At 63.5% G+C, this 23,578-nt stretch carries 21 protein-coding genes; 13 read left to right on the plus strand and 8 right to left on the minus strand.

Annotated features, from left to right (window positions below; translation table 11 throughout):
• Nucleotides 1-9: 9 nt before the first annotated feature.
• The gene (locus L630_RS0116475) at nt 10-1,587 is read left to right on the plus strand and encodes an aldehyde dehydrogenase family protein (RefSeq protein ID WP_024849332.1); all 1,578 of its coding nucleotides are present in this window, start codon (nt 10-12) and stop codon (nt 1,585-1,587) included.
• 197 nt (nt 1,588-1,784) lie between these two features.
• Here the strand turns inward: L630_RS0116475 and L630_RS0116480 are convergent, their stop codons facing one another.
• Nucleotides 1,785-2,057, minus strand: coding sequence for an EAL domain-containing protein (locus L630_RS0116480; protein WP_024849333.1), 273 nt, complete (start codon nt 2,055-2,057; stop codon nt 1,785-1,787).
• Between the two features lie 70 nt (nt 2,058-2,127).
• Here L630_RS0116480 and L630_RS0116485 point away from each other — a divergent pair, with 70 nt between their 5' ends.
• Nucleotides 2,128-2,691, plus strand: a complete 564-nt coding sequence (locus L630_RS0116485; protein ID WP_348602317.1) for a pyridoxamine 5'-phosphate oxidase family protein — start codon at nt 2,128-2,130, stop codon at nt 2,689-2,691.
• Here L630_RS0116485 and L630_RS0116490 read toward each other — a convergent pair.
• Complete coding sequence (locus L630_RS0116490) at nt 2,688-3,527, minus strand: universal stress protein (protein WP_024849335.1); 840 nt, start codon at nt 3,525-3,527, stop codon at nt 2,688-2,690. The genes L630_RS0116485 and L630_RS0116490 overlap by 4 nt on opposite strands.
• 310 nt (nt 3,528-3,837) lie before the next feature.
• On the opposite strand from L630_RS0116490, the gene L630_RS0116495 reads away from it, so the two are divergent.
• From L630_RS0116495 to arcC, 5 genes are all read left to right on the plus strand, one after another.
• Nucleotides 3,838-5,721, plus strand: coding sequence for a heavy metal translocating P-type ATPase (locus L630_RS0116495; RefSeq protein WP_024849336.1), 1,884 nt, complete (start codon nt 3,838-3,840; stop codon nt 5,719-5,721).
• 49 nt (nt 5,722-5,770) lie between these two features.
• On the plus strand, nt 5,771-6,094 hold the full coding sequence (locus tag L630_RS0116500; RefSeq protein ID WP_024849337.1) for a c-type cytochrome: 324 nt from the start codon (nt 5,771-5,773) through the stop codon (nt 6,092-6,094).
• Nucleotides 6,095-6,441: 347 nt separating this feature from the next.
• The gene (locus L630_RS0116505; protein WP_024849338.1) at nt 6,442-6,699 is read left to right on the plus strand and encodes a hypothetical protein; all 258 of its coding nucleotides are present in this window, start codon (nt 6,442-6,444) and stop codon (nt 6,697-6,699) included.
• A 103-nt stretch (nt 6,700-6,802) separates the two neighbouring features.
• On the plus strand, nt 6,803-7,804 hold the full coding sequence (gene argF, locus L630_RS0116510; RefSeq protein WP_024849339.1) for an ornithine carbamoyltransferase: 1,002 nt from the start codon (nt 6,803-6,805) through the stop codon (nt 7,802-7,804).
• A gap of 2 nt (nt 7,805-7,806) precedes the next feature.
• Nucleotides 7,807-8,715, plus strand: a complete 909-nt coding sequence (gene arcC / locus L630_RS0116515) for a carbamate kinase (RefSeq protein WP_024849340.1) — start codon at nt 7,807-7,809, stop codon at nt 8,713-8,715.
• A 283-nt stretch (nt 8,716-8,998) separates the two neighbouring features.
• On the opposite strand, the gene L630_RS0116520 is transcribed toward arcC, so the two are convergent.
• The 5 genes from L630_RS0116520 to L630_RS0116540 all read right to left on the minus strand — a co-directional run bounded on the left by L630_RS0116520 (nt 8,999) and on the right by L630_RS0116540 (nt 13,957).
• Entirely contained in the window at nt 8,999-9,643 is a 645-nt protein-coding gene (locus L630_RS0116520; RefSeq protein WP_024849341.1) for a helix-turn-helix domain-containing protein, read from the minus strand.
• A gap of 91 nt (nt 9,644-9,734) precedes the next feature.
• Nucleotides 9,735-10,076 carry a hypothetical protein gene (locus tag L630_RS0116525; protein ID WP_024849342.1) on the minus strand — a complete coding sequence of 114 codons (342 nt, stop codon included), beginning with the start codon at nt 10,074-10,076 and terminating at the stop codon, nt 9,735-9,737.
• Between the two features lie 115 nt (nt 10,077-10,191).
• Complete coding sequence (gene fixJ, locus L630_RS0116530; RefSeq protein WP_024849343.1) at nt 10,192-10,803, minus strand: response regulator FixJ; 612 nt, start codon at nt 10,801-10,803, stop codon at nt 10,192-10,194.
• Nucleotides 10,799-12,253, minus strand: coding sequence for a PAS domain-containing sensor histidine kinase (locus L630_RS0116535; protein ID WP_245263774.1), 1,455 nt, complete (start codon nt 12,251-12,253; stop codon nt 10,799-10,801). Before L630_RS0116535 ends, fixJ begins: the two co-directional genes overlap by 5 nt.
• A gap of 276 nt (nt 12,254-12,529) precedes the next feature.
• Complete coding sequence (locus tag L630_RS0116540) at nt 12,530-13,957, minus strand: ferric reductase-like transmembrane domain-containing protein (RefSeq protein WP_348602322.1); 1,428 nt, start codon at nt 13,955-13,957, stop codon at nt 12,530-12,532.
• 241 nt (nt 13,958-14,198) lie between these two features.
• Between L630_RS0116540 and L630_RS0116550 the strand changes: the two genes are divergently transcribed.
• The 4 genes from L630_RS0116550 to ftsH all read left to right on the plus strand — a co-directional run bounded on the left by L630_RS0116550 (nt 14,199) and on the right by ftsH (nt 21,562).
• Nucleotides 14,199-15,632: a YfcC family protein gene (locus tag L630_RS0116550; RefSeq protein ID WP_024849347.1), complete on the plus strand. Its 1,434-nt coding sequence runs from the start codon at nt 14,199-14,201 to the stop codon at nt 15,630-15,632.
• Nucleotides 15,633-15,643: 11 nt separating this feature from the next.
• The gene (gene arcA / locus L630_RS0116555; RefSeq protein ID WP_024849348.1) at nt 15,644-16,873 is read left to right on the plus strand and encodes an arginine deiminase; all 1,230 of its coding nucleotides are present in this window, start codon (nt 15,644-15,646) and stop codon (nt 16,871-16,873) included.
• A 102-nt stretch (nt 16,874-16,975) separates the two neighbouring features.
• Nucleotides 16,976-19,663 carry a bifunctional acetate--CoA ligase family protein/GNAT family N-acetyltransferase gene (locus tag L630_RS0116560; protein ID WP_024849349.1) on the plus strand — a complete coding sequence of 896 codons (2,688 nt, stop codon included), beginning with the start codon at nt 16,976-16,978 and terminating at the stop codon, nt 19,661-19,663.
• Nucleotides 19,664-19,741: 78 nt separating this feature from the next.
• The gene (gene ftsH / locus L630_RS0116565) at nt 19,742-21,562 is read left to right on the plus strand and encodes an ATP-dependent zinc metalloprotease FtsH (protein ID WP_024849350.1); all 1,821 of its coding nucleotides are present in this window, start codon (nt 19,742-19,744) and stop codon (nt 21,560-21,562) included.
• 138 nt (nt 21,563-21,700) lie between these two features.
• Here ftsH and L630_RS0116570 read toward each other — a convergent pair whose 3' ends face one another.
• The gene (locus L630_RS0116570; protein ID WP_024849351.1) at nt 21,701-22,210 is read right to left on the minus strand and encodes an Hsp20/alpha crystallin family protein; all 510 of its coding nucleotides are present in this window, start codon (nt 22,208-22,210) and stop codon (nt 21,701-21,703) included.
• A gap of 438 nt (nt 22,211-22,648) precedes the next feature.
• Between L630_RS0116570 and L630_RS0116575 the strand changes: the two genes are divergently transcribed.
• Together L630_RS0116575 and L630_RS0116580 are read left to right on the plus strand one after the other, a co-directional pair.
• Nucleotides 22,649-23,053, plus strand: a complete 405-nt coding sequence (locus L630_RS0116575) for a host attachment protein (RefSeq protein ID WP_024849352.1) — start codon at nt 22,649-22,651, stop codon at nt 23,051-23,053.
• A gap of 74 nt (nt 23,054-23,127) precedes the next feature.
• Nucleotides 23,128-23,568 (plus strand): hypothetical protein, encoded by a 441-nt coding sequence (locus L630_RS0116580; protein ID WP_024849353.1) that lies wholly within the window; start codon nt 23,128-23,130, stop codon nt 23,566-23,568.
• The last annotated feature ends 10 nt before the right edge of the window (nt 23,569-23,578 follow it).

The raw sequence follows: 23,578 nt of genomic DNA on the forward strand, positions 1-23,578 counted from the left end.
ATTTTTCACATGTCTCAGACCGCACTGCCGCGCGTCACCTATTCCAACATCCAGGCCGATTTTTCCGGCGTCCATGATCTGCTCGACACGGTGATCGCGAAGGTGCGCGCAGAACTCCTCGGTCAGACCTGGCCGCATCGCATTGGCGGCGAGGATCTTGCTGCAGGGGCGAGCTACGAAGCCTTCTCGCCTATCGACAACCGTATCCTGCTTGGCCGCTTCCACCGCGCAGACGCCGCGGTCGTCGAACGTGCCGTTGCCGCTGCCCGCACCGCTCAGAAATCGTGGGGCGCGATGCCGTGGCAGGAGCGCCTCGTTGCGATGCGCCGCTTTGCCGACCAGCTCGAAAAGGAAAAGTTCGAGCTCGCCGCCGCCTGTCTCATCGAGGTCGGCAAGTCGCGGCTTGAAGCAATGGGCGAGGCCGAGGAGGCGATCGACCTCGTGCGCTACTACGGCGCGCAGATGGAGGAAAACAACGGCTTTGTTCGCCCGCTTCAACGTGCGTTCGATAATGAAGAGACCAGCGACCGGCTACGCCCCTACGGCGTCTTCGGCGTGATCGCGCCGTTCAACTTCCCGCTGGCACTGTCGGTCGGCATGCTGTCGAGCGCGCTGATCGCCGGCAACACGGTCGTCTACAAGCCGAGCGAGTTTGCGGGGCTGACGGGGGCCCTCATCATGCGGGCTGCCGATGCTGCCGGGCTTCCGGCCGGCGTTCTCAACATGATCTGCGGCGACGGCAGCACCGGACAGGCGATGGTCGATCATCCGGGCTTTGACGGCTTTGCCTTTACGGGCAGCCACAAGGTCGGCTCCGAGATGCTTCGGAAGGTCGCGAGCGGCGTCTTCAATCGCCCGGTGATCGCCGAGATGGGTGGCAAGAACCCGACTTATGTCGCCGCTTCCGCCGATGTCGAGCGCGCGGCGCAGGGCATGATGCGCTCGGCCTTCGGCCTCCAGGGCCAGAAGTGTTCGGCGGGCTCCAGAGTCTATGTCCATTCCAGCATTCGCGACGCCTTCGCTGACCGGCTGGTGGCGCTGACGAAGTCGATCCGCATAGGTGATCCTTGCGGCCGCGACATCTTCATGGGCCCGATCATCAACGAGGCAGCATTCCGCCGCTTCGAGAAGGCGAGCGCCGAAGCGGCGCGCGACGGACGCATCCTTGCGGGAGGCAACAGGCTCTCCGGCGGCATCTACGATCACGGCTTCTATGTCGAGCCAACCATCGTCGACAGCCTGCCGGCAGACCATGCGCTTCACCGCGACGAGCTGTTCCTGCCGTTCCTGACGGTTCAGGTCTTTGACGACCTTGAAGCGGCTATCGCCGACGGCAATGCCGTCGCCTATGGCCTCACCGCAGGCTGCTATGCGAGCGACCAGGCCGAAATCGACCTCTTCCTCGACAGGGCACAGGCCGGCGCGCTCTACGTCAATCGCGCCAGCGGCGCAACGACCGGCGCATGGCCCGGCATCCAGACCTTCTGCGGCTGGAAAGGCTCGGGCCTGTCCGGCAAGGGCGGGCTCGGCCCCTTCTACCTGCCACAGTTCATGCGCGAGCAGAGCCATACGATCTGGAAGGATTGAACCCAAAGACGGGCCGGCTTCTCGGACAGCATTTCAGCATCGTCGTTCCTCTCCGAGGAGCGGCGATTCTCTTTTGGTATGAGGTATTACGCCGACGAACGCCAACGTGACTGCTTCTGTATACCGCGTGTCGAGTACGCCTCCGGTGGGGCTTTGGTTGGCCGCGGCGCGTACGAAGCACAGATGCGCCGTTCTCTTCAAGCAGTGCAGGGACTTTGGACCCAGCGACCAGCCGGCTGAAGAAAACGGACCGAGCGTGCAACCGCATGCGCAGAGGTGAGCTGCTTGGCGCCTGTCTTGATGCCTTCCGCGACCGGCACCATGTCGAGGCGGTTCGCCATCTGCAGCACGGCGTCGATCACCGCGGGCGCCTTGCCGTCATTCGCGCCGATCCGGTCGATGAACGATTTATCGACCTTGATGACATCGGCGGTAAACTGCCATTTTTGAACTGCGGGGCGGGCCGACACGATTGACGAGCGTCAAGGCCGCCGGATCAGAAGCGACGTTCACTATCCTTGCGCGCACTATCGAGTGACAATGGCAGCGGGCGTGTCGACTGCAGCGCCGGGCGGAGAGTCTTTAGCCGCCCGCGGCGAGAATTCGAGCTGCCACTACTCGGACAATGAAGAGGAGGCGATGATGATCATCCGGGAACTGACCCACAATCAATGCATCAGCCTGATCGAGGCGAAGCGGGTGGCGCGGCTTGGCTGCTCGCTGGACGGCCAGCCCTATGTCGTCACCATCTTCTATGCCTATGCGGAAGGGCACGCCTATGCGTTCACTCTGCCGGGGCGCAAGCTCGACATCATGCGCGCGAACCCGAAGGTGGCGCTTCTGGTTGAGGAGACCGGCAGCGGGCGCAGCTGGAAGAGCGCGATGGCCGAAGGCAGCTTCGAGGAGCTGCCCGACCGGATCGGGCACAAGACGCTTCGAGAACGGGCGTGGACGCTGCTCAGCAAGTACTCGGACTGGTGGGAGCCGGGGGCGCTGAAACCCGAGCTACCCCCGGTGACGGACCAGTCGCCGCATACCTTCTTCCGGATCCATATCGACCGGGTGACCGGGCGAGAGGCCATTGACGTCGAGGAACAACCCTAGCGGGCAAGGAAGGTCGGCAGCGCCGGCGCTTCCAGCATCGACCTGGTGACGCCGCCAAAGATCTTCTCGCGCATGCGGGAATGGCCGTACGCGCCCATGACCAGCATGTCCGCGCCCACATCGCGCGTATAGCGGCGGATGATGTCCGCAACCGGCTTGCCCAGGCTTGGCAGCCGTTCGACCGTCGTCTTGACGCCGTGGCGGGCGAGATACCGGGCAGCATCCGCGCCTGGCTCGGCGCCATGGCCGTTCTCGCCCTCGCGCGGATCGACCAGCAGCAGGCGCACGTCCTCGGCGGCGACGAGGATCTGAAGCGCTTCGCGCACGGCACGTGCGGCCTCGACCCGCGCGTCCCAGCCAATCACGACGCGCTTCGGATTCAGAGTCGCATTGGCATCCTTCGGGAGGATCAGCAGCGGGCGGCCGGACGCAAACAGCGCGCCCTCGAGCGCCTTCGGGCCGAGCTCTTCCGAGCCAAGCGTCTCCGGGCCAAGCACGGTGAGGTCGGCATAGCGGGCGCGGCGGCCGATTGCTTCGTCGGCAAAGGCGACTTCGGTAAAAGCGGTCGCTACATCCGACGAGATCCGCTTGCTGGCGAGGAATTCGGTGATGGCCCGTGCTCGGTCGGCCACACGCTTCTCGTCATTTCCGCGCTCCTGCACCCAGGCGTCCGACACCACCGCGGCCGTGTAGAGGCCGACGGGCGGAGGGGAGGCCATCCCCACCACCAGGACGGCAAGATGTGCTCCGGCGCTTTCGCACATGTCGGCCGCGTGCCTGAGGTCGTCGAATTCCTGGTCTGGGCCGGTGACTGTGAGGATCGTCCTGAACGTCATTTGAGCCTCCGTTAGCGCTCATACTGGCTTCTGCGAAGACAAATATGCGCGGTGATGCGGATTTGCTTTGCGTTACGTCAATGAGTTTCCCCGGAAATGTGTAAACGGGAGACGAGCTTGTCACCCCCTTCCTGGCAGCCTGCCGTGTTGTCGTGGATCAATGCGGCGGAGTAACAATTCGCCTAAGGCCGCCTAGAACGTATTCACTTTCCCCGGCCGGATAACTGCCGCTCGGGCGGGCCAGATAGAAGAATGTGGCATCTGCGCGGCCGATGCCGCGAAACGCATACTGCCGAGCAAGGGGCGCATCATGTCAGAAACAATATTTCGGCGGGCCCTCGCATTTCTTGCATTCGCGACGCTGTGCCTTGGCCTGCTTATCTCGGCCGGCTGGGTGCCGGCTTGGGGCGGCATGACCACCACCGTTGTCTGGACGGCAGGCACTGTGCCGGTGATCGTCGTTCTGGTCGTTTCGATCGTGCGGGACTTTCTCATCGGGCGAGTTGGTGTTGACGCGATCGCGCTCGTGTCGATGACGGCCGCGCTGCTGCTGGGCGAACCGCTGGCGGCCGTAGTCGTGGCGCTGATGTATTCGGGCGGCACGCTGCTCGAGGATTTCGCTCGTGGCCGTGCCGAGCGTGACCTGCGGGCGCTGCAGGACCGCTCGCCGCGCACGGCGCACCGACGCCGCAACGGTCAGCTGGAAACGGTGCAGGTTGCTAAGGTCGAGATCGACGACGAACTGATCGTGCAGGCGGGAGAGCTTGTGCCGGTCGATGGCGAGCTTCTTGATCCCGAGGCAAGGCTGGATGAATCCGCGCTTACGGGCGAGCCGCTGCCTGTCACCCGTCACGCCGGGCAGGTTCTGCGCAGCGGAATCGTCAACGCGGGAGACGCCTTCGCGATCCGGGCAACGGCGCGTGCCGAACAAAGCACTTATGCGGGCATCATTCGGCTGGTCGAAGCTGCTCAGACTGCACGGGCTCCGTTTACACGTATGGCTGACAGGTTCGCGCTCCTCCTCCTGCCGGTCGCGCTGCTGGTTGCGGGCGCGGCTTGGTGGTGGTCCGGCGATCCGCTGCGCGCCCTTGCGGTGTTGGTTGTGGCGACGCCGTGCCCGCTGATCCTTGCGGCACCCGTTGCCTTTATCGGCGGCATTTCGCGCGCGGCCCGGTTTGGCGTCCTGATGAAAGGAAGCCAGACCATTGAGGCGCTGGCCAAGGTCAGGACCGCCATCTTCGACAAGACCGGAACGCTGACGCTGGGAGGCGCCGAACTGCTCGAAGCGGAGTACGCGCCGGGGGTCGACGAGGACGAGGCGTGGATGCTGGCAGCGTCGCTCGAGCAAGTCTCGAACCATGTGGTTGCAGGCGCCATCACCCATCTTGCCCGCACCAAAAACCTTGTGCTGCCGACGCCCGACAACGTCAGCGAGACGCGTGGGGCCGGGCTGTCAGGAATGGTCACAGGTCGCCGCGTCAGAGTCGGGTCGCGCGACTATCTCCTCAATGGCAACAGCCTGCCCGGCTGGTGCGCGGCGAGCGAGGAGCGCTATCGCGACGAGGCGGTCCTGCGCGTCTATGTTGAGGTCGACGGCAAGGTTTCGGCGATATTCACCTTCGGCGATGCGCTTCGCCCGGATACGGCACAGACGCTTCGGCGCCTGCACGAACTCGGTATATCGCGCATGGTGCTGCTGACCGGCGACGTCGCGGACGCTGCCACGCGCATGTCGGCCGCGCTGCCGCTCGATCGCGTCGTGGCGCAGGCGTCGCCAGAAACTAAGGTCAATGTGGTTCGTGAGGAACTGGCACAGCAGCCGGTCATGATGGTCGGCGACGGCATCAACGATGCCCCGGCGCTCGCCACTGCGACGGTCGGCGTGGCGATGGGCGCGCGGGGCGCAACCGCATCCTCGCAGGCCGCTGACGTGGTCATCCTGCCGGACAGGCTTTACCCCGTGGCGGAAGCCTTCGGGATCGCGCATCGCACGCTCCGCATCGCGTTGCAGAGCGTAATCGCCGGGTTGGCATTGTCGGGCCTCGGCATGGCAGCCGCAGCTGCCGGGTATCTCACGCCGGTGCAGGGCGCGCTCATGCAGGAAGGCATTGACCTTGCAGTGATCCTCAATGCGCTGCGGGCCCTGCGCGCGCCAGGTGACACGCGAAAGACTGACGCGTTAGCTTCGCATTAGCGCGGTGCATGTTTCGTAGGCCGTAGAGTTCGAATCCGAGGAGATTGCCATGTGGCGACGCGTAATCCTGATGATGGCCGCTACGGCGGGGCCGGCCGCTGCGGATGATGCCGTCGAAAGCGCCTTTCGCGGCCGCCGCATCGCCGAGGCGAACTGCGCGGAGTGCCACGCCATCACCCAGATCGATGAAAGTCCGCTGAAGGAGGCCCCGCCGTTCCGGGAAATTCCGGCAAGGATTCCTGCTGATGCGCTCGCGAAGATGCTGGAGGGCGCCGTGTTCAAGAAGCACGCCGTGATGCCGGACTTTGAGCCCGATCCGCAGCAGGCCGCTGATCTCGTGACCTTCATGCGCGACATTGCCGGTTCCCAGTGAAACAACCGGGTCAGGTCCTGACCCAGCGTAGCTTGCTTCCTGAACCGAATAGCGCAGTTCCACAGCGTGGATACTGTGAAAGCAGCAAGTAGTTCGGCCAGTTGACGAAGGTCAATTCGGCACCCCGTTCGCAGGAGTATGCGACACGCGCGCGGCGAGGGGGCAGTGACATGATTCATCAGCACAGGCAGGAACGAGGCACCACATATGTGAGCGTCTGGACGGTCTCACCCGACCGTTCTCCCGGAACCGCGCCGGCAAGCATTCGCAAGAATGCCTGAACTACCAGCGTTTCCCCCACGAAGATGCTAGATCACACGAACCCCTGGACTGAACCGGAAGGCGCGTTGCACGACGAAGCACCGATGCCGGCCGATTTGCGCGTTGCCTATCTCGGCGAGCGCACATGGCAGGTAGCTCCATCCTCTGAGCGCGGCCGCGCGCTTGTGGCCGTCTACGCGGTCTATGAAATTCACCAGGAGATCCGGCCGCTTGATACGGGGATCTTTCTCGACCTGCGGGAGGTGAACCGGATCGCGGCTTCGGCTCGCAAACGGGGCTTCGTCATCGAGTTTTCCGGTCGCAACGAGGTCATGTTCCTCTGAAGGCCGAACACCGCAGCGCAATTTTGACGGCCGTCAAGGCAGGTCCAGCAGCCATGGCCCACTCTTCCAAAACACCCGATTGGAACGAGCGAGGACCAGATCGATGCCTGTCAACCTCCACGGCCGCAACGTACTGAGCCTGAACGATTTCTCCGGTGATGAGATCCGGTACCTGCTGCGGCTGGCGGCCGATCTTAAGGCGGCGAAGCGGGCCGGCAACGAGGTGCCGCGGCTCGCGCGCAAGAACATCGCCCTGATCTTCGAAAAGGACTCGACGCGCACCCGCTCCGGCTTCGAGGTCGCGGCCTACGACCAGGGTGCGCATGTGACCTATCTCGGCCCGTCCGGCAGCCATATCGGCCACAAGGAATCGATCAGGGACACGGCCCGGGTGCTCGATCGGATGTACGACGCGATCGAGTACCGTGGCTTCTCGCAGCATCAGGTCGAGTTGCTGGCCGCCTATTCCAGCGTGCCGGTCTACAATGGCCTCACCGACGAGGCGCATCCGACCCAGATCCTCGCCGACTTCATGACCATGCGTGAATTCACGCACAAGCATCTGTCAGACACTGTCGTCACCTTCGTCGGCGACGGAAGGGACAATGTGGCGAGGTCTCTGGCGATCGGCGCTGCCAAGGTTGGCATGGACATGCGCATCGCCTCGCCGCGCGCGCTTTGGCCGGACACCGAGTTCTGCTCGCATGTCCGGCGTCTGGCGGAGCGCAGCGGCGGCAAGTTCCGGCTGGACGATGACGTCGAGTCCTGTGTGCGCGGCGCGGACTTCATCTACACGGACGTCTGGCTGTCGATGGGCGAGAACGAGAGCGCTTGGGGCGAGCGCATCGAACTGCTGCTGCCCTACCGGGTGACGCGCCAGCTGATGGCCGCGACCAGCAACCCGCACACGAAGTTCATGCACTGCCTGCCCGCCTTCCATGATACCGAGACTGAGGTTGGCCGGCGCATTGACAGCGAGTTTGGGATCGACTGCATGGAGGTCGAGGACGCGGTGTTCGAGTCGGAAGCCTCGATCGTCTTCGATCAGGCCGAGAACCGCATGCACACCATCAAGGCGATCCTCGTCGCCACCATCGGTAACTGACGATGCGTATCGTCGTCGCGTTGGGAGGCAATGCGCTACTGAGACGCGGTGAGCCGCTGACGGCCGAGAACCAGCGCGCCAATGTCCGGCGCGCGGTAGCCGAACTCGCCAGGCTGATCGAAGCCAGCCATTCGCTGGTGATCACCCATGGCAACGGACCGCAGGTGGGCCTGCTTGCCCTGCAGGCGGCGTCGACCCCGCATTCGCCGCTGCCGCTCGACGTGCTGGATGCGGAGTCGGCGGGCATGATCGGCTACGTTATCCAGCAGGAGCTGGCGAACGTCGTGAAGGACCGGTTGTTTGCAACCCTGCTGACGCAAGTCCGGGTCGATCCGAACGATCCTGCCTTTGCCAACCCGACCAAGCCGATCGGTCCAGTCTACGACGGGGAGACGGCGCACCGGCTTGCCACCGAGCGCGGCTGGACAGTTGCCCCGGACAACGACAAGTGGCGCCGGGTGGTGCCGTCGCCCCGCCCGCTGGAAATCCTCGAAGCTGAAGTTCTCTCCTTCCTCGTTGAGCGCGGGGTGATCGTGATCTGCGCGGGCGGGGGGGGCATTCCGATCGTCCCGCTTGAAGGCGGCAGCATTGCCGGCGTCGAAGCGGTCATAGACAAAGACCTTGCCTCGTCGTTGCTGGCCCGGGACCTGAAGGCGGATTTCCTGCTGATGCTGACCGATGTCGATGCGGTCTATCTCGACTGGGGCACGCCGCACGCCCTGCCGCTCGGCAAGGCCCGCGTTGACGAAATTTCCGCCAGCTCCTTTGCCGCGGGTTCGATGGGACCGAAGGTCGAGGCTGCGATTGCCTTTGCCAGCGAAATGAAAAAACCAGCCGCCATTGGCAGGCTGGAGGATGCGGTCGACATCATAGAGGGCCGTCGCGGAACCTGGATCGTTCCCGCGAACTAGCTCTGGATACCGGAGGAATGGGTCTCCGGGCTAGCGTCAGCAGAGTCCTGCCATGGTCGCCAGGGGGTCGGCGATACTTCGAGCCTTTGCCGCGTCTTTGAGGCAACCCATCCGGTTAGGGTGCGCTGGCAGGGGAACACCAGCGTGTGCATTTCCTCGCGATCCTGAACAGCCAGTTCCAGGTCGCAGTTGAAAGGCGCAGTCGTGATAGGTTGCCACATGGATTGTCTTGGGGACCGTCGCCCTGAGCGAAGGTCCTATTCCCTGAATATGCGTCAGGCCTTCATGCCGCGAGGTTCTGGAGTGTCTTCAGCTTGGTCAGTTCGACGCTGCGCAGGTTCGGCAGCCTGATTACGCCCTTGGCCTTCAGCTTGGAGAAGACTCGGGACACGGTCTCGATGGTGAGGCCGAGATAGTCCGCGATGTCCGAGCGCGGCATTGGCAGCTCGACGAGCCTCATCCCGCCCTGTCGTTCGGACATTTCGAGCAGGAAGGCTGCAACGCGCTCGATGGCGTTCTGGTGGCCGAGCACGAGAAGCCGCTCCTGTGACCGAGCAAGGTTCTCAAGTGCCAGCGGCAGCAGTTCCAGCCGGTCGCTCGACGATGGGCGCAGGATGCGGATGCCGGTCGCGCAGATCGCTTCGGCGAAGAATTGGTGGGTGCCGAACCCTTCGAGGCCAAATATCTCGCCCGGCATGTGGAACGCCGAAATCTGGCGGCGTCCGTCCGCCAGGAGGCGGTAGACGCGCACGGCACCGAATTCGACCTGATAGAGGTTCCCGCACTTTTCGCCCTGGGCGTAGATCTCGGAACCTGCGGGAAAGAAGGTGATGGGCTGGCTGTTGTCCAGCAGCCTGGCGGGGCGATGATCGCCAATCACGATGTCATCGGTAATCGAAGAACGGCCTAATGTTTCGATGGTCGTCATGGATCGTCCCTTTCCTGTTAGAAGGGACAATCGCGCCAAATGCTGCAATTCGAAATTCGGTTATTTCCGTAAGGGAAATCACTAAGGGAAACTACGTAGTGGTGGCGGCTTCATGCACCGCCTGTAGCAGCGCTTCACCAAGGAGTGGCTTTGCCACCAGCTTTTCCGGGCCGACGGCGAACTTAAGGTGGGAACCAACCAGCAGCACCACCGGTCGGCCGAAACGCTCGAACTGTGCCCGCGCATAAGCCCAGTCGTCAACGGCGTCCTCATCCACGACCGCGCACAGGAATCCGTCCGGGCCGGTCGATGCAAACGCCTCATCAATGCCGGCGAACGGTGAAACCCGGAAGGCGCCGCTTTCCAGCACGAAGACAAGCGAGTGCCTGAAAGCCGCATCCGGTGCAACGACGATGACTTCATTCGCCGACATTCAAAGCACCCACCATGAAAATTCGGGGTCAGATGCACTCAACCATGGAGCGCGCCCAGTCGCATTGCGCTCCGTCAAAAAGGGGAGATTCCTCCGGGCCAGCCGGGGAGGGGGCTCAGTCAAGCGGCCCCATGGCGATGCTCATGCGCACCAGCTCCGGCAGGTTACGCGCCTGCATCTTCGACATGATGTTGGCGCGGTGAACCTCGACCGTGCGGGGGCTGATGCCGAGATCGTGCGCGATGGTCTTGTTGGGCAGCCCAGCCACGACCGCCGTCATTACCTGTCGCTCGCGATCGGAGAGGGTTTCGGCGCGGGCGCGCAGCGTTGCCGCATCCTCGACGGGAGCGACATGCACCTCGAACTGGCTCGCCGCGCGCTTGATCGCCTCGATCAGCACCTCGTCCTCGACCGGTTTTTCGATGAAGTCGACGGCGCCGGCCTTCATTGCAGCAACCGCCATCGGCACGTCGCCGTGGCCGGTGATGACGATGGCAGGGATCGATGCCCCGGTCTCCTTCAGCTTTCTCAACAATTCGACGCCGTCCAGGTCGGGCATGCGTAGGTCCGTGACGAGGCACGCATTGCCGCAATTCTTCGCCACTTGAAGGAAACTCGTTGCGGAGTCGTGAACCCGCACCGTGAAGCCCGTCATCGTCAGCAGGAAGGCGAGTGACTTGCGAACGGGTTCCTCGTCGTCGACGACATGAACGACATAGTCGTCAATTTGCATACGACACCTCATCAACTGGCAGCGGGAGCGAGAAGCGGAAGGTCGCGCCTCCGGCCTCGTTCCGGCTTGCAGAAATCCTTCCACCATGCGCCTCGATGATCCGCTTGGAGATCGAGAGGCCGATGCCCATGCCGCCGGCCTTGCTGGTGACGAACGGCTGGAACAGGCGCGCGCCAACCTCGTCCGAAATGCCCGGGCCGGTGTCCGAAACTTCGACGATGACCTCGCCGCCTTCGACGCTGGTGCGCACCAGCAGATCCTGATGCTCGCAGGCGCGCATCGCCTCTATCGCATTGCGCATGAGGTTTATCAGCACCTGCTGGATCTGGACGGAGTCCACCAGCACGTCCGGATTTTCCGGGGCGAACTCGAAAACCGACCGCACGCCCTGCTCGCGCGAGCCGACAAGGGCCAAGGCGCCAGCTTCCTCGACCAGCTTGCGCATGCTCTCGAGCTTCATCTCGGCCTGTCCGCGGGTGACGAACTCGCGCAGGTGCCGGATGATCTCGCCGGCACGCAGCGACTGTTTCACCGTCTCCTCTAGCGCCTCACGAATACGGTCCGCTACCGGGTCTTCGACGGTGCGGAGAAAACGCACGCAGCCCTGCGTGTAATTGGCGATCGCCGCGAGCGGCTGGTTGAGTTCGTGCGCGAGGGTCGACGCCATTTCGCCGAGCTCATTGAGGCGGGCAAGGCGCGCGAGCTCGCTCTGTACTTCCTGCAGGCGCGCCGCCGACTCCTCGCGCTCGGTGAGGTCGCGCACGAAGCCGGTAAAGAATCGCTGGCCCCCCGACCGCATCTCGCCGACCACGAGTTTCATCGGGAAGGTCGACCCGTCCTTGCGGCGTCCTACGACGACGCGGTCGATGCCGATGATGCGCTTCTCACCGGTGGCGATGTACCGTCTCACATATGCATCGTGTTCGCGGTGGTATGGCTCCGGCATCAGGATGCTGACGCTGCGGCCAAGAACCTCCGCTTCCGTGAAGCCAAACTGGCGCACGGCCGCCGGGCTGAACGAGGTGATCCGTCCGTGCTCATCGATCACGACCGTGGCGTCGGGAACGGTGTCGAGGATCGACTGCAGGTGCTCGCGCTGGGCCCTTAGCGACGCCTCGGTCTTGTCGAGGGCGCGGCGGGCATGATGCAGCATCTCGCCCATCCAGGCGATCGTCAGGCCGACAACCGTGAACACGGCGCTCTGCAGTCCGGCCGTGAAAGCCCAGCCGCCGATATAGGACGCTCCCAAGAAGGAAAGGATGAGGGCAAGCAGCCCCGGTCCGATGCCGCCCGCGATCGCCGGAAGCAGGATGGCTGGCACGAAAAGGATGAAGATAGCGGTGTTGCCGAGGGCAGCTTGCAGGGACACCCGGAGAGCAAATACGCACGCCACGCACACGACTGCGAGCACGTATCCGGCCTTGCCCTCGAAGCGAGACGACATGATCGACTGCAGGAGTCGACCCTGTAACCCTGGCATATCTCTCGCGGGCACCCCCGATACCTCTTGAAACAGCTAGACTGCCTGGCGGCTCAAAAACATCACGACGGCCGAACTGTGCCGGGTCACACCGGCTCGCAACGGAGAATAACAGCTGACCGCAGTTACGTAATCCATAAGCCACGTGAACGATGTGAACAACGAGCCCCGCCTGTTGAGGCGGGACTCCGGGCAGCCACCTTATCTGTTTTCTGCGGGAGTTCGTTTCAGCTGCAAGAGCTACCTCATCGCGAAGATTTCCTGATGGAAGCGCTCGGCAACCGGCAGTCCGTGGTGGGCGAAGTCCTGCCGCAGCGCCTGGCCGAAGCCCGCCGGCCCGCAGAACCAAATACTGGCGTTGCGCCACTCGGGGACCAGCTCGCGGATGCGGTCGCCGCTTAAGCGGCCATCGCGGGCATCGACCAGAACATGCATGCGAATTCCCGCTGCCTTTGCATCTTCCGTCAGCTTGGCGATCGCCGCCTCGTCATATTCTCTGGTTGAGTGGAACAGGTCGATTTCTGACAGCGATTTACCTCGGTGATCGCACCGCACCTCGGCAAGATGCTTCATCGCGGCAATGAACGGCGTGATGCCGATGCCGCCACCAATCCAGATCTGGCTAGGCTGGATGTCCTCGAAGTCGAAGCAGCCGTACGGGCCCTCAATCTTCACTTCCTGCCCGACCTTCAGCTTGTTGCGCAGCAGGCCGGTATGGTCGCCAAGCTCTTTGGCAACGAAGATGATGCGGCGGTTCTCGTCATCCCAGGCCGAGGCGATGGTATAGGGGTGCGCCCCTTCCCTGCGATCAGACATCGCGAAGGCGAACTGACCAGGCTTGTGGCCAGGCCAGCCCTGCGGAACGTCGATGACGACCTCAAGCGCCTTCACGCCCGGATAGTACTGCAGTGCGGCGATCGTTCCCGTCACTTGCCGCGCAACGCCGACGCGGCGGAACAGGGCGACTAGTGCGGCATAGGTCCCGGCAATCATGGAGATTGCCATGAAGATGCCGACCGGCGTCGTCCAGTAGTCGAACTCCATCAGCACAACAGAGTGGAAGACGAGTACCAGGTAAGCGATCGCGATCAGCCGGTGCGTCTTGTAGAACAGCCGGTACGGGAAATACTTGATGAGAGCGAGGGCGATCAGCACTACAGATGCGTAGTAGGCCCATTCGCCAAGCCCTTCGGCAATACCCCGGTACGACATCAGGAACTGCCTGATCGGGTCCTCGATCGGCGGACGAGCACCGCGGGTACCTCGCTCCATAAGACCCCAGGCCACCGCCCATTTCGGAGCCTGTCCCCAGACCCAGTGCGCGATGGCGACGACGAGGGCGGTGATGCCAAGCCACTTGTGCAGCCGGTACATCTTGTCAAGTCCGCCGAACCAGCGCTCCGGCCAGCGCGGCCGCAGCGCGAGCACCAGTGCCATGCTCATCGCGAACATGGCGAGGAGGCCGCTGTATTGAACCATGAACCCGCGCAGCCCCATGAAGCTGGCTGCCTGGAGTACGTCGGGTACGGCGAGAAGCCATAAGGCGGTGAGGAGCGCCAGAGCGCCCCAGAAGGCGAGCTTGATGTGCCGCATGGCGGCATCCTTTCTGAACAACCGGATGTGCTTGGCGTAGAGCCGCCCGACACGGCGTTCCTTGACGGTAGTCAATTTCGCTCGCGCAAGATCCGGAGCCGTTTCACGGCCGCCGCGAAATTTATCCAGAATCAAAGACAGCTTCTTAGCCGCAGGGTTGGATGTCGCTCGTTGGTCCGTGCCGACGAGTTTATGCAGACCCTGTTTCTGTAGCTATCGAGACGATCTGCGCCCAGCCGGACACCTGCCAACAATGACGCTTCGCATCGCGGTCTTCGTTCACCGTGATTCCAGTCAGGAAGGAGCTGGCAACGACATGACGACTGCATCCGACACCACAACATCAGGCAAGTTTCGGTTTCCGACCGCGTTCACCATCCTGTTCGGGCTGATCATCGCTGTTGCTGCGCTGACCTGGATCATCCCCGCCGGTCAGTACGAGCGCGTCGAGAACGCCGCGCTCAGCCGCGAGGTGCCGGTGGCGGGCACCTATGCCCCCACCGATCCCAATCCGCAGGGGTTTTTCGACGTCATCATGGCGCCGATCAGCGGCTTCTATGATCCGGCTTCCAATGTGGCGAACGCCATTGACGTTGCCCTCTTCGTGCTCGTCATCGGCGGCTTTATCGGCGTCGTCACGTCCACGGGCGCCATCAACGCCGGCATCGGCAATGCGATGACAACGCTCAAAGGGCGCGAAAAGTGGATGATCCCGGTACTCATGGGATTGTTCGCCTTCGGCGGCACCACCTACGGCATGGCCGAGGAGACGCTCGCCTTCTACGTGCTGCTGATCCCCATCATGATTGCTGCCGGCTACGACGCCGTCACGGCGGTGGCGATCATCCTGCTTGGCGCCGGTGTCGGCGTGCTGGGCTCCACAGTCAACGCCTTCGCCACGGTCATCGCTTCGGACGCTGCCGGCATGCCCTTTACCCAGGGCATGGTGCTGCGCCTCGTCATTCTGGGGCTCTGCTGGCTGGCCTGCGTCATCTACGTGATGCGCTACGCCGAACGTGTGCGCAAGGACCCGACGCAGTCGATCGTCTACGATCGCAAGGCGGACAACGAGGCATACTTCCTTTCGGGCATGGACACGGGCGCGGGCGAGTTCACCGGCCTGCACAAGATCGTTCTGGCAATCTTCGGCATCACCTTCATCGTCATGGTCTGGGGCGTGTTGAAGGGCGGCTGGTGGATGGGCGAGATGAGCGGCCTGTTCCTCGCCTCGGCGATCCTGATCGGGCTGATCGCACGGCCCGGCGAGGAGAACTTCGTCAACTCCTTCCTGGGCGGCGCGCGCGACCTGCTCGGCGTTGCCCTCATCATCGGCCTCGCACGCGGCATCGTGGTGGTGATGGACGCCGGTCGCATCAGCGACACCATCCTGCACTGGGCGGAGCTGTCCGTGGCGGGGCTTGGGGAGGTTGCCTTCGTCAATGTCATCTACTGGATCGAGGTGCTGCTCTCCTTCTTCGTCCCGTCCTCTTCGGGCTTGGCGGTCCTGTCCATGCCCATCCTTGCGCCCGTGGCCGACTTTGCCGGGGTCGGACGTGAATTCGTCGTCACCGCCTACCAGTCCGCAAACGGCATCGTGAACCTCATCAACCCGACCTTCGCGGTGGTCATGGGCGGTCTCGCCATTGGGCGTGTGCCCTACGAGCGCTGGCTGCGCTTCATGTGGCCGCTGCTGCTCATACTCACCGTCATCATCATGGCGAGCCTCAGCATCGCCGTGCTCACAGCCTGAAGGAGAACAAAATGTCCGTCACCTACGGAGTTCATTCCGAGGTCGGCAAGCTGCGGCGGGTGCTGGTGGACCGGCCGGGCGCAGCACTTGCCCGCCTCACTCCGTCGAACTGCGAGGAGCTGCTCTTTGATGATGTGCTATGGGTCAAGCAGGCGCGGATCGAGCACATGACCTTCGTCGACGCGATCCGCTATCGCGGCGCCGAAGTGGTGTTCCTGCGTGAGGCGCTGGCCGAAACAATGAAGGACATGGAGGCCCGCCGCTGGCTGCTTGAGCGCCGCGTCAACGAGAACACCGTTGGCGTTGGCCTTGCCGATGACCTCAGGGCGATGCTGATGGAGATCGACGCCGATCAGCTGTCGAATATCCTGATGGGCGGCATGAACAAGGCAGAACTTCCCGTCGAGCACAAGGGCGTGGTTGCTCCGGTGCTGCGACCGGAGGATTTCATCCTGCCGCCACTGCCAAACCATCTGTTCACGCGCGACACGACCTGCTGGATCTATGGCGGCGTGACGCTCAACCCGATGCGCTGGAACGCGCGCAAGCTCGAAACCGTCAACATCACCGCCGTCTACCGCTTCCACCCGGATTTTCGCGATGCCGGCTTCAACGTCTGGTGGGGTGACCCGGACAAGGATCATGGCAATGCCACACTCGAAGGCGGCGATGTGATGCCGCTCGGCAAGGGGCTGGTTCTGGTCGGCATGGGCGAGCGCACGACACCGCATGCCGTCGGCCAGCTCGCCCGCGCGCTGTTCAGGAAGGGCGCAGCCGAGCGCGTCATCGCCTGCAAGCTGCCGATCGAGCGCGCCTCCATGCACCTCGACACGGTCTTCACCTTCTGCGACCGTGACCTGGTGACGCTGTTTGCCGACGTGGTCGACGGCATCACCGCCTATTCGCTGCGGCCGGGCGAAAAGGACGGCGAGATCGACGTGCGCAAGGAAGATGGTCATCTGACCAACGTTGTTGCCGAGGCGCTGGGCCTGCGGAAGCTGCGCGTGGTGCAGACGGGTGGCGATGCCTATGTCGCCGAACGCGAGCAGTGGGACGACGGCAACAACGTCATTGCGCTCGAGCCAGGCGTTGTCATCGGCTACGACCGCAACACCTATACCAACACACAGCTGCGCAAGGCCGGCGTCGAGGTCATCACCGTTCCGGGCGCCGAGCTTGGGCGCGGCCGCGGCGGTGGACATTGCATGACCTGCCCACTGATCCGCGATCCGGTCTACTGAGGCTTTTTAACAGACAGATTGCAGCGGCGCTTGACCGGCGCCGCTGCAGGAGAACTCTCTTCGGTACAGCACGATTTCACGACTCGCAGGGAAGGAACTGCCGTGACGATCCGAAACCTGAACCACGCGTTCCAGCCGAAATCCGTTGTCGTCATCGGAGCTTCGGGAAAGCCGGGGTCGCTCGGCGCGGCGGTCCTGAAGAACATCATCGATGGCGGGTTTGGGGGCGATATCTGGCCGGTCAACCCTCGGTATCAGGAACTGGCCGGCCGGCGCTGCTATGCCTCGGTGAAGGACATCCCGGAGGTGCCGGACCTTGCCGTCATCATGACGCCTGCCCCGACTGTCCCCGGACTCGTCAGCGAACTTGGCGAGAAGGGTACGCGCGCCGCCGTCGTCATTACCGCCGGCATCACAAAGGCCAACGGCCTGCGGCAGAAGATGCTTGATGCCGCCAAGCCCCATCTGCTCCGCATCATTGGTCCGAACGGCATTGGCCTGATGCTGCCGCCGCACAAGCTCAACGCGGGCTTCTTCCACATGCCGGCCAAACCCGGCGACATCGCCCTCCTGTCGCAGTCGGGCGCGGTGGCAGCTTCGTTGATCGACTGGGCAGTCGCCAATGACGTCGGCTTCTCGCACATCGTTTCGCTCGGAGACATGGCGGACGTCGACATCGGCGACTGCATCGACATGCTGGCGGGCGACCCGAACACCCGCGCGATCCTGCTCTATCTCGAGTCGATCCCGCATCCGCGCAAGTTCATGTCGGCCGCCCGCGCTGCATCGCGGGTAAAGCCGGTGATCGCCATCAAGCCCGGCCGCCACGCGGAGGCTGCTAAGGCGGCGGCGACCCATACCGGCGCGCTCGCAGGCGTTGACCGCGTGGTGGATGCCGTGCTGCGACGCGCTGGCGTTGTGCGCGTCATCGAGCTTGCCGAGCTTTTCAACGCCACCGAAACGCTTGCCCGCTTCTCGCCGCTGGAGCGGGCGCGAGTGGGAATTGTCACCAATGGCGGCGGCGCCGGCGTGCTGGCGGTCGATCGGATGATGGATTTCGGTGCTGAACTTGCGGAACTCTCCCCCGCGACGATCGAAAAGCTCGATCGCCCCATGTCGTCCAACTGGTCGCGAGCCAATCCGGTCGACATCATCGGCGACGCGCTGCCGGAGCAGTACCGCACGGCCGTCGAGCTGGTCGTGGCAGACCCCGGTGTTGACGTGCTCCTGGTGATGAACTGCCCGACGGGAATGGCATCTTCCGCCGACGCGGCCGCGGCCGTTGCCTCTCTGGCCGAGAAGGGAATGATCCACAGCAAGCCGGTCCTCTCCTGCTGGCTCGGCCAGGCGACCGCCCGGAAGGGGCGCGAGATCCTGCAGGCGGCGGGTGTCGCCAGTTATGAAACTCCGGCGGCTGCGGCTGCCGCGGTGGCCTATCTGACCCGGTGGTCGCAGTCGCAACAGGCCGTGCGGCGGGTACCAGCGGCCGCAGGCGAGGCGGCTACCGACCGCGCGGCGGCACTCGCCATCTTCCGGCAGGTTGCTGCCGAGGGCCGCACCATGCTGACCGAGCCAGAGGCGAAGGCCGTGGCGGCTGCCTATGGCATTCTGGTGCCGGAGACGCTGGTCGCCCATACCCCTGTGGAGGTCGAAGAGTTCGCGGGACGGCTGCTTGAGACCTCGCGCAAGGTTGCGGTGAAGCTGTTGTCGAAGACCGTGACGCACAAGTCAGATGTCGGCGGCGTGGTCCTCAGCCTCGAAACACCCGCCCAGGCACGCGAGGCGGCCGAGGGGATCGAACGGCGCCTGCGCGAGCATGTGCCGGACGGTATTATCGACGGCTTCTCTGTCCAGCCGATGATCGAGCGCAAGACGGCGCAGGAGCTGATCCTCGGCCTCAGCCACGACGTCATGTTCGGTCCGGTGGTGCTGTTTGGTGCGGGCGGCGTTGCCGTCGAGGTGATGGACGACACGGCGATTGCGCTGCCGCCGCTCGACGATTTTCTGGCTGGCAAGCTGATCGACCAAACGCGCATTGCGCGGCTGTTGGCAGGCTTCCGCGACCGCAAGCCTGCGGACCGGGCGGCGATCATCGGCGCGCTGAAGGGGCTGTCGCAGCTGATCGTCGATTTCCCCTGCGTGAAGGCGGTCGATATCAATCCGCTGCTTGCCGACAGCGAAGGCGTTGTCGCGCTTGACGCGCGTATTGAGATTGACCCCGCCGCTGTGGAGCAGCCGGGGCCCAACCCGAAGCTGATCATCCGGCCGTATCCCGGCTCCTGGGCGACCGACGTGACGGTACGCGGACACCGCTACCACCTTCGCCCGATCCGCCCGGCCGACGTAGACCTCTATCCCGAGTTTCTCTCTCGGACGACCGCAGCCGACCTTCGCCTGCGTTTCCACGGCTCAGTCAATGCCTTCTCCGATCGGTTGCTAATCCGCCTGACCCAGCTCGACTACGACCGAGAGATGGCATTCGTCGCGCTGGACGAGGAGGGCAAGCTCGGTGGTGTCGCGCGGCTGGCAAGCGATCCGGACCACGAGACCGCCGAATATGCGATCTTGGTGCGCAGTGATCTGCAGGGGCAGGGGCTCGGCTGGGCGCTCCTCAACCGGCTGATCGAATACGCCAAGGCTGATGGCCTCAGGCGCATCGAAGGCCAGGTGCTGAGCGTCAACACGACGATGCTGCACATGTGCCGCCAGCTCGGCTTCCAGCTCACCGACGACCCGGACGACGACGGCACCATCCGCGCCGCGCTGGAGCTCGATCCCGCCCGCGGTTAGCGAGATTGATCGCCGTCAACCAAAGTTCCATATCGGCATGGCACTAAGCTTCGTGCGCAATCTCGAGGGTTGACTGCCGTGGACCGAAAGCAAACGTTCAACGTCGGCTATTTCATCTTCGCGCTCTGCGTGATGGGCCTGTTTCAACTCTGGCTCGCCTCGCAGGAGGTGGCGCAACTGTCCCACACCGAGCTGATGCGGCTGGTGGATGAAGGCAAGGTTGCCTCCGTCACCATCACCGAAACGACGGTTAGGGGCGAGTTCAAGCAGCCCGAGGATGGCAAGGCCTACTTTATCGCAAGCCGGGTCGATTCAGATGCGGCGGAAGCATTCGAGAACGCCGGCGTTGACGTCCGGGGCGGGACAGACAGCAACTGGCTGACGACGCTCCTGTCCTGGGTTGTGCCCGTTCTGATCTTCTTCGTTTTCTGGATGTTCGTGTTCCGGCGCTTTGCCGAGCGCCAGGGGTTGGGCGGACTGGTCAATGTCGGCAAGTCCAAAGCCAAGGTCTATGTCGAACGGCAGACGGGCGTCACCTTCGATGACGTCGCCGGCGTCGACGAGGCCAAGGCCGAGTTGCAGGAGATCGTCTCCTTCCTAAAGGACAAGGAAAAGTACGGGCGCCTCGGCGCGCGCATCCCGAAGGGCATCCTGCTCGTCGGCCCTCCCGGCACTGGCAAGACGCTGATGGCGCGCGCTATAGCCGGCGAGGCCGGTGTGCCGTTCTTCTCGATCTCGGGTTCGGAGTTCGTGGAGATGTTCGTCGGCGTCGGTGCAGCACGCGTCCGTGACCTGTTCGCTCAGGCGCGGCAGGCTGCGCCCTGCATCATCTTCATCGACGAGCTCGACGCGATGGGCCGCGCCCGCACGCCGTTCAGCGGCTATGGCGGCGGCGATGAGAAGGAGCAGACGCTGAACCAATTGCTGACCGAGCTCGACGGCTTCGATCCCCGCGTCGGGATCGTTCTGCTCGCCGCGACCAACCGCCCCGAAATCCTCGATCCGGCGCTCACCCGAGCAGGCCGCTTCGACCGCCAACTCGTGCTCGACCGCCCGGATCGCACGGGCCGCGGGGCGATCCTCAAGGTCCACATGAAGAAGGTGAAGGTTGCGGCGGATCTAAAGATCGACGACATCGCCGGCCTCACTCCCGGCTTCACCGGTGCCGATCTCGCCAACCTCGTCAACGAGGCGGCGATTTTCGCCACCCGTCGCAACGCCGACGAGGTGACGATGGAGGACTTCACCAACGCCTTCGAGCGCATCGTAGCCGGTACCGAGCGGCGCGGCCGCCTGCTGCGGCCCGAGGAGCGCGAGCGCGTCGCCTATCACGAGATGGGCCATGCGCTGGCTGCCGCCTCGCTCATTAAGGCGGATCCGGTCCACAAGGTCTCGATTATACCCCGCTCGATCGGTGCGCTCGGCTATACTTTGCAGCGTCCGACCGACGACCGTTTCCTGATCACGGTAAGCGAGCTCAAGGAGCGCATGATCGCCCTTCTCGCTGGGCGTGCTGCGGAGGAAATCATCTATGGCGAGGTCTCGACCGGCGCCGCAGACGATCTCGCGAAGGCCACCGATGTTGCCCGCCAGTGCATCACCCGCTTCGGCATGAACTCGGTGCTGGGCCTTCCCGTCCTCGAGGAGGAAAAGCAGCAGTGGCTTGGCGACGGCTCGATGCTGCATCCGAAGGATTATTCGGAGGCGACCGCGCGTGAGGTGGATCTTGCGATCCGCAACGCGCTGGACGAGGCGAGCAAGGGCGCGAAGGAACTGCTCCTTTCGCGCATCGATGACCTGAAGGCGGGCGCTCGTCTGCTGCTGGAGCGCGAGACGATCACGCCGGAGGACTTCCCGCCGTTGCAACGGGCCGACGCAAAGACCGAAGCCGCCGACTGAAAGGTCGGCGGCGTTCGCCTTCTCAAGATGATGCAGGGGAACAGGGCAGATTGCTGCCCGGAGGATTCGGGCTGATCGATCAAGGCCGCCAAAAAGGTCACATCGGTGCGCGGGGTCTGGCGCACCGATGCTCGACCGTCATGATGCAGCTTTGATGTCGATCTTTTTCTCAGCCTTTGCCTCGGCCGTTTTCGGCAGTTTCACCGTCAGCACGCCCTTGGTGAAGATGGCGTCGATCTTCTCGGCGTCGACGCCGTCAGGCACGCGGAAGCTGCGCTGGAAAGAGCCATAACGGCGCTCCGACAAGTAGTAGTCCTTCTGCTTGTCCTCGTGCTGCTCCGACTTCTCGCCCTTGATGGTGAGCGTGTTGTTGGCGAGCTTTATCTCGACGTCTTTTTCGTCGAGGCCCGGTAGTTCCGCGGTTATCTCATAGGCATCGTCCTTCTCGACGACATCGATTGCCGGGGCGAACTGCCAGTTGGCGTTCGCTACACGCGGCACTTCGAAGCCGAGGAAGCGCGACGGCAGCCGCCAGTCCTCGAAAAGCCGGTCGATCTCGCGGCGCAGGCTCTCGAACGGGGCCCAGTCGTGGATCTTCGCAGGAGATTCAGGCTTCTTGACGGGGATGTTGGTGGCATCATCAGCCATTGGAGGACTCCTTTCTTGGCGAACATCCTCAGGTCCGCGTCCTCCGCAACTCCACCGATGGATCTCTCTGGAGGCGCGATCCGGAAGGCAGCGAACCTGCCTGCCGAACGTCGTCGCTGACTCAGGCGATCACGTGCCGACTCTTCGTTGGCTCTGCTTCGCTGATATGCTCGATCCGGCAGCAAGGTTAGCAAACCGCCTTTAACCTCTTCGTTCATTGATGACCGTCAAAAATGGACCGGTAGGAAAATTCTTGTTTTAATTCCGAAACTTAATCCTCTTAGGCACCGTGTTAATCACGCATTCGCACTGCCGATTTTGACGACCGTCAAAGCCGGCTCCCTCTACGTGATCTAGAGTTTGGGACGTCCGGGAAGGGCGCCGCCCGCAGGGAATTTGCGCCCACGCTGAACAAGCGGACAAAAGAAGAGGAAGACAATGATCCTGTCAAATGGAACGACGGTCGCGGTGGTTGACGGCGGAAAGCTTCGACTGTTCCGGAACAAGGGCCACGAGCCGCAGGTCGAGCTGGCCTCCCTGCCTGAGCCGGAACTGCAGCCTGCCAATGCAGGATCAGGAAATCATCACCGGACCGGCGCGAACAATCCGGACGACAACCGGCTGAAGGAAGACAATTTCGCCGCCGCGGCAGCCGAGTACCTCAACCGGCAGGCGCTCGCCGGTGCCATTGAGAAGCTTTATGTTGTTGCCGATCCGCGCACGCTCGGCGAGATGCGCCGCCGCTTCCACGACGTGCTGACCGCGAGGGTGGTGGGAAGTCTTGCCAAGGATCTGACGGGGCAGGGGCCGGAAGCGATCGCATCGGCGATCGTCCGCTCCTGACGAGAGCCTTCCTCCCTGCGCGCCGGGCTTGCGGCGCAGGCGGCCGATGGCAACAGCCGCGTCCATGGGACGACGTGGAAGTCGCGCTGCGCACGGGCGACCTCGACGGCGTTGCCTGGTGCGGCTTCACCGAGACCTATGAAGTGGGTTGGGCGGACGTGTGCAAGTACGCGCTGTCGAACTCGGTCACCGGCGCCTGGTTTGGCTCCTACTTCGTCAACACCGAGAGCTGGAACAAGGTGCCGCCGCACCTGCAGCAGCTCTATCGCACGACGATTGACCAGTCGCACTACTACCGCAACGTCTGGTACTGGGGCGGCGAGGCACAGCTGCGCGTCCACGGCGAGAAGCTGGAGCAGACCGAGCTTCCGAAGGAAGAGTGGGCACAGATCGTCAAGGATGCCGAGAGCTTCTGGGACGAGATCGCGGGCGAATCCGAGCGCGCGCGCAAGGTCGTAAAGATCTTCAAGAAGTACGCTGCCGACCAGGAAAAGGCCGGCTACCCGTACCGCTAAGAGATATCAG

It is taken from the genome of Aminobacter sp. J41 (assembly GCF_000526635.1).
GTDB lineage: Bacteria > Pseudomonadota > Alphaproteobacteria > Rhizobiales > Rhizobiaceae > Aerobium.

Excerpts from the sequence above, each read along its gene's own strand:
- L630_RS0116575 (WP_024849352.1), top strand. The coding sequence starts at position 22,649 with ATGATCCTGTCAAATGGAACGACGGTCGCGGTGGTTGACGGCGGAAAG.
- L630_RS0116475 (WP_024849332.1), top strand. The coding sequence starts at position 10 with ATGTCTCAGACCGCACTGCCGCGCGTCACCTATTCCAACATCCAGGCC.
- L630_RS0116520 (WP_024849341.1), bottom strand. The coding sequence starts at position 9,643 with ATGACGACCATCGAAACATTAGGCCGTTCTTCGATTACCGATGACATC.
- L630_RS0116500 (WP_024849337.1), top strand. The coding sequence starts at position 5,771 with ATGTGGCGACGCGTAATCCTGATGATGGCCGCTACGGCGGGGCCGGCC.
- L630_RS0116525 (WP_024849342.1), bottom strand. The coding sequence starts at position 10,076 with ATGTCGGCGAATGAAGTCATCGTCGTTGCACCGGATGCGGCTTTCAGG.
- L630_RS0116490 (WP_024849335.1), bottom strand. The coding sequence starts at position 3,527 with ATGACGTTCAGGACGATCCTCACAGTCACCGGCCCAGACCAGGAATTC.
- arcC (WP_024849340.1), top strand. The coding sequence starts at position 7,807 with ATGCGTATCGTCGTCGCGTTGGGAGGCAATGCGCTACTGAGACGCGGT.
- L630_RS0116535 (WP_245263774.1), bottom strand. The coding sequence starts at position 12,253 with ATGTCGTCTCGCTTCGAGGGCAAGGCCGGATACGTGCTCGCAGTCGTG.
- L630_RS0116485 (WP_348602317.1), top strand. The coding sequence starts at position 2,128 with ATGGCAGCGGGCGTGTCGACTGCAGCGCCGGGCGGAGAGTCTTTAGCC.
- L630_RS0116570 (WP_024849351.1), bottom strand. The coding sequence starts at position 22,210 with ATGGCTGATGATGCCACCAACATCCCCGTCAAGAAGCCTGAATCTCCT.
- L630_RS0116495 (WP_024849336.1), top strand. The coding sequence starts at position 3,838 with ATGTCAGAAACAATATTTCGGCGGGCCCTCGCATTTCTTGCATTCGCG.
- arcA (WP_024849348.1), top strand. The coding sequence starts at position 15,644 with ATGTCCGTCACCTACGGAGTTCATTCCGAGGTCGGCAAGCTGCGGCGG.
- L630_RS0116550 (WP_024849347.1), top strand. The coding sequence starts at position 14,199 with ATGACGACTGCATCCGACACCACAACATCAGGCAAGTTTCGGTTTCCG.
- argF (WP_024849339.1), top strand. The coding sequence starts at position 6,803 with ATGCCTGTCAACCTCCACGGCCGCAACGTACTGAGCCTGAACGATTTC.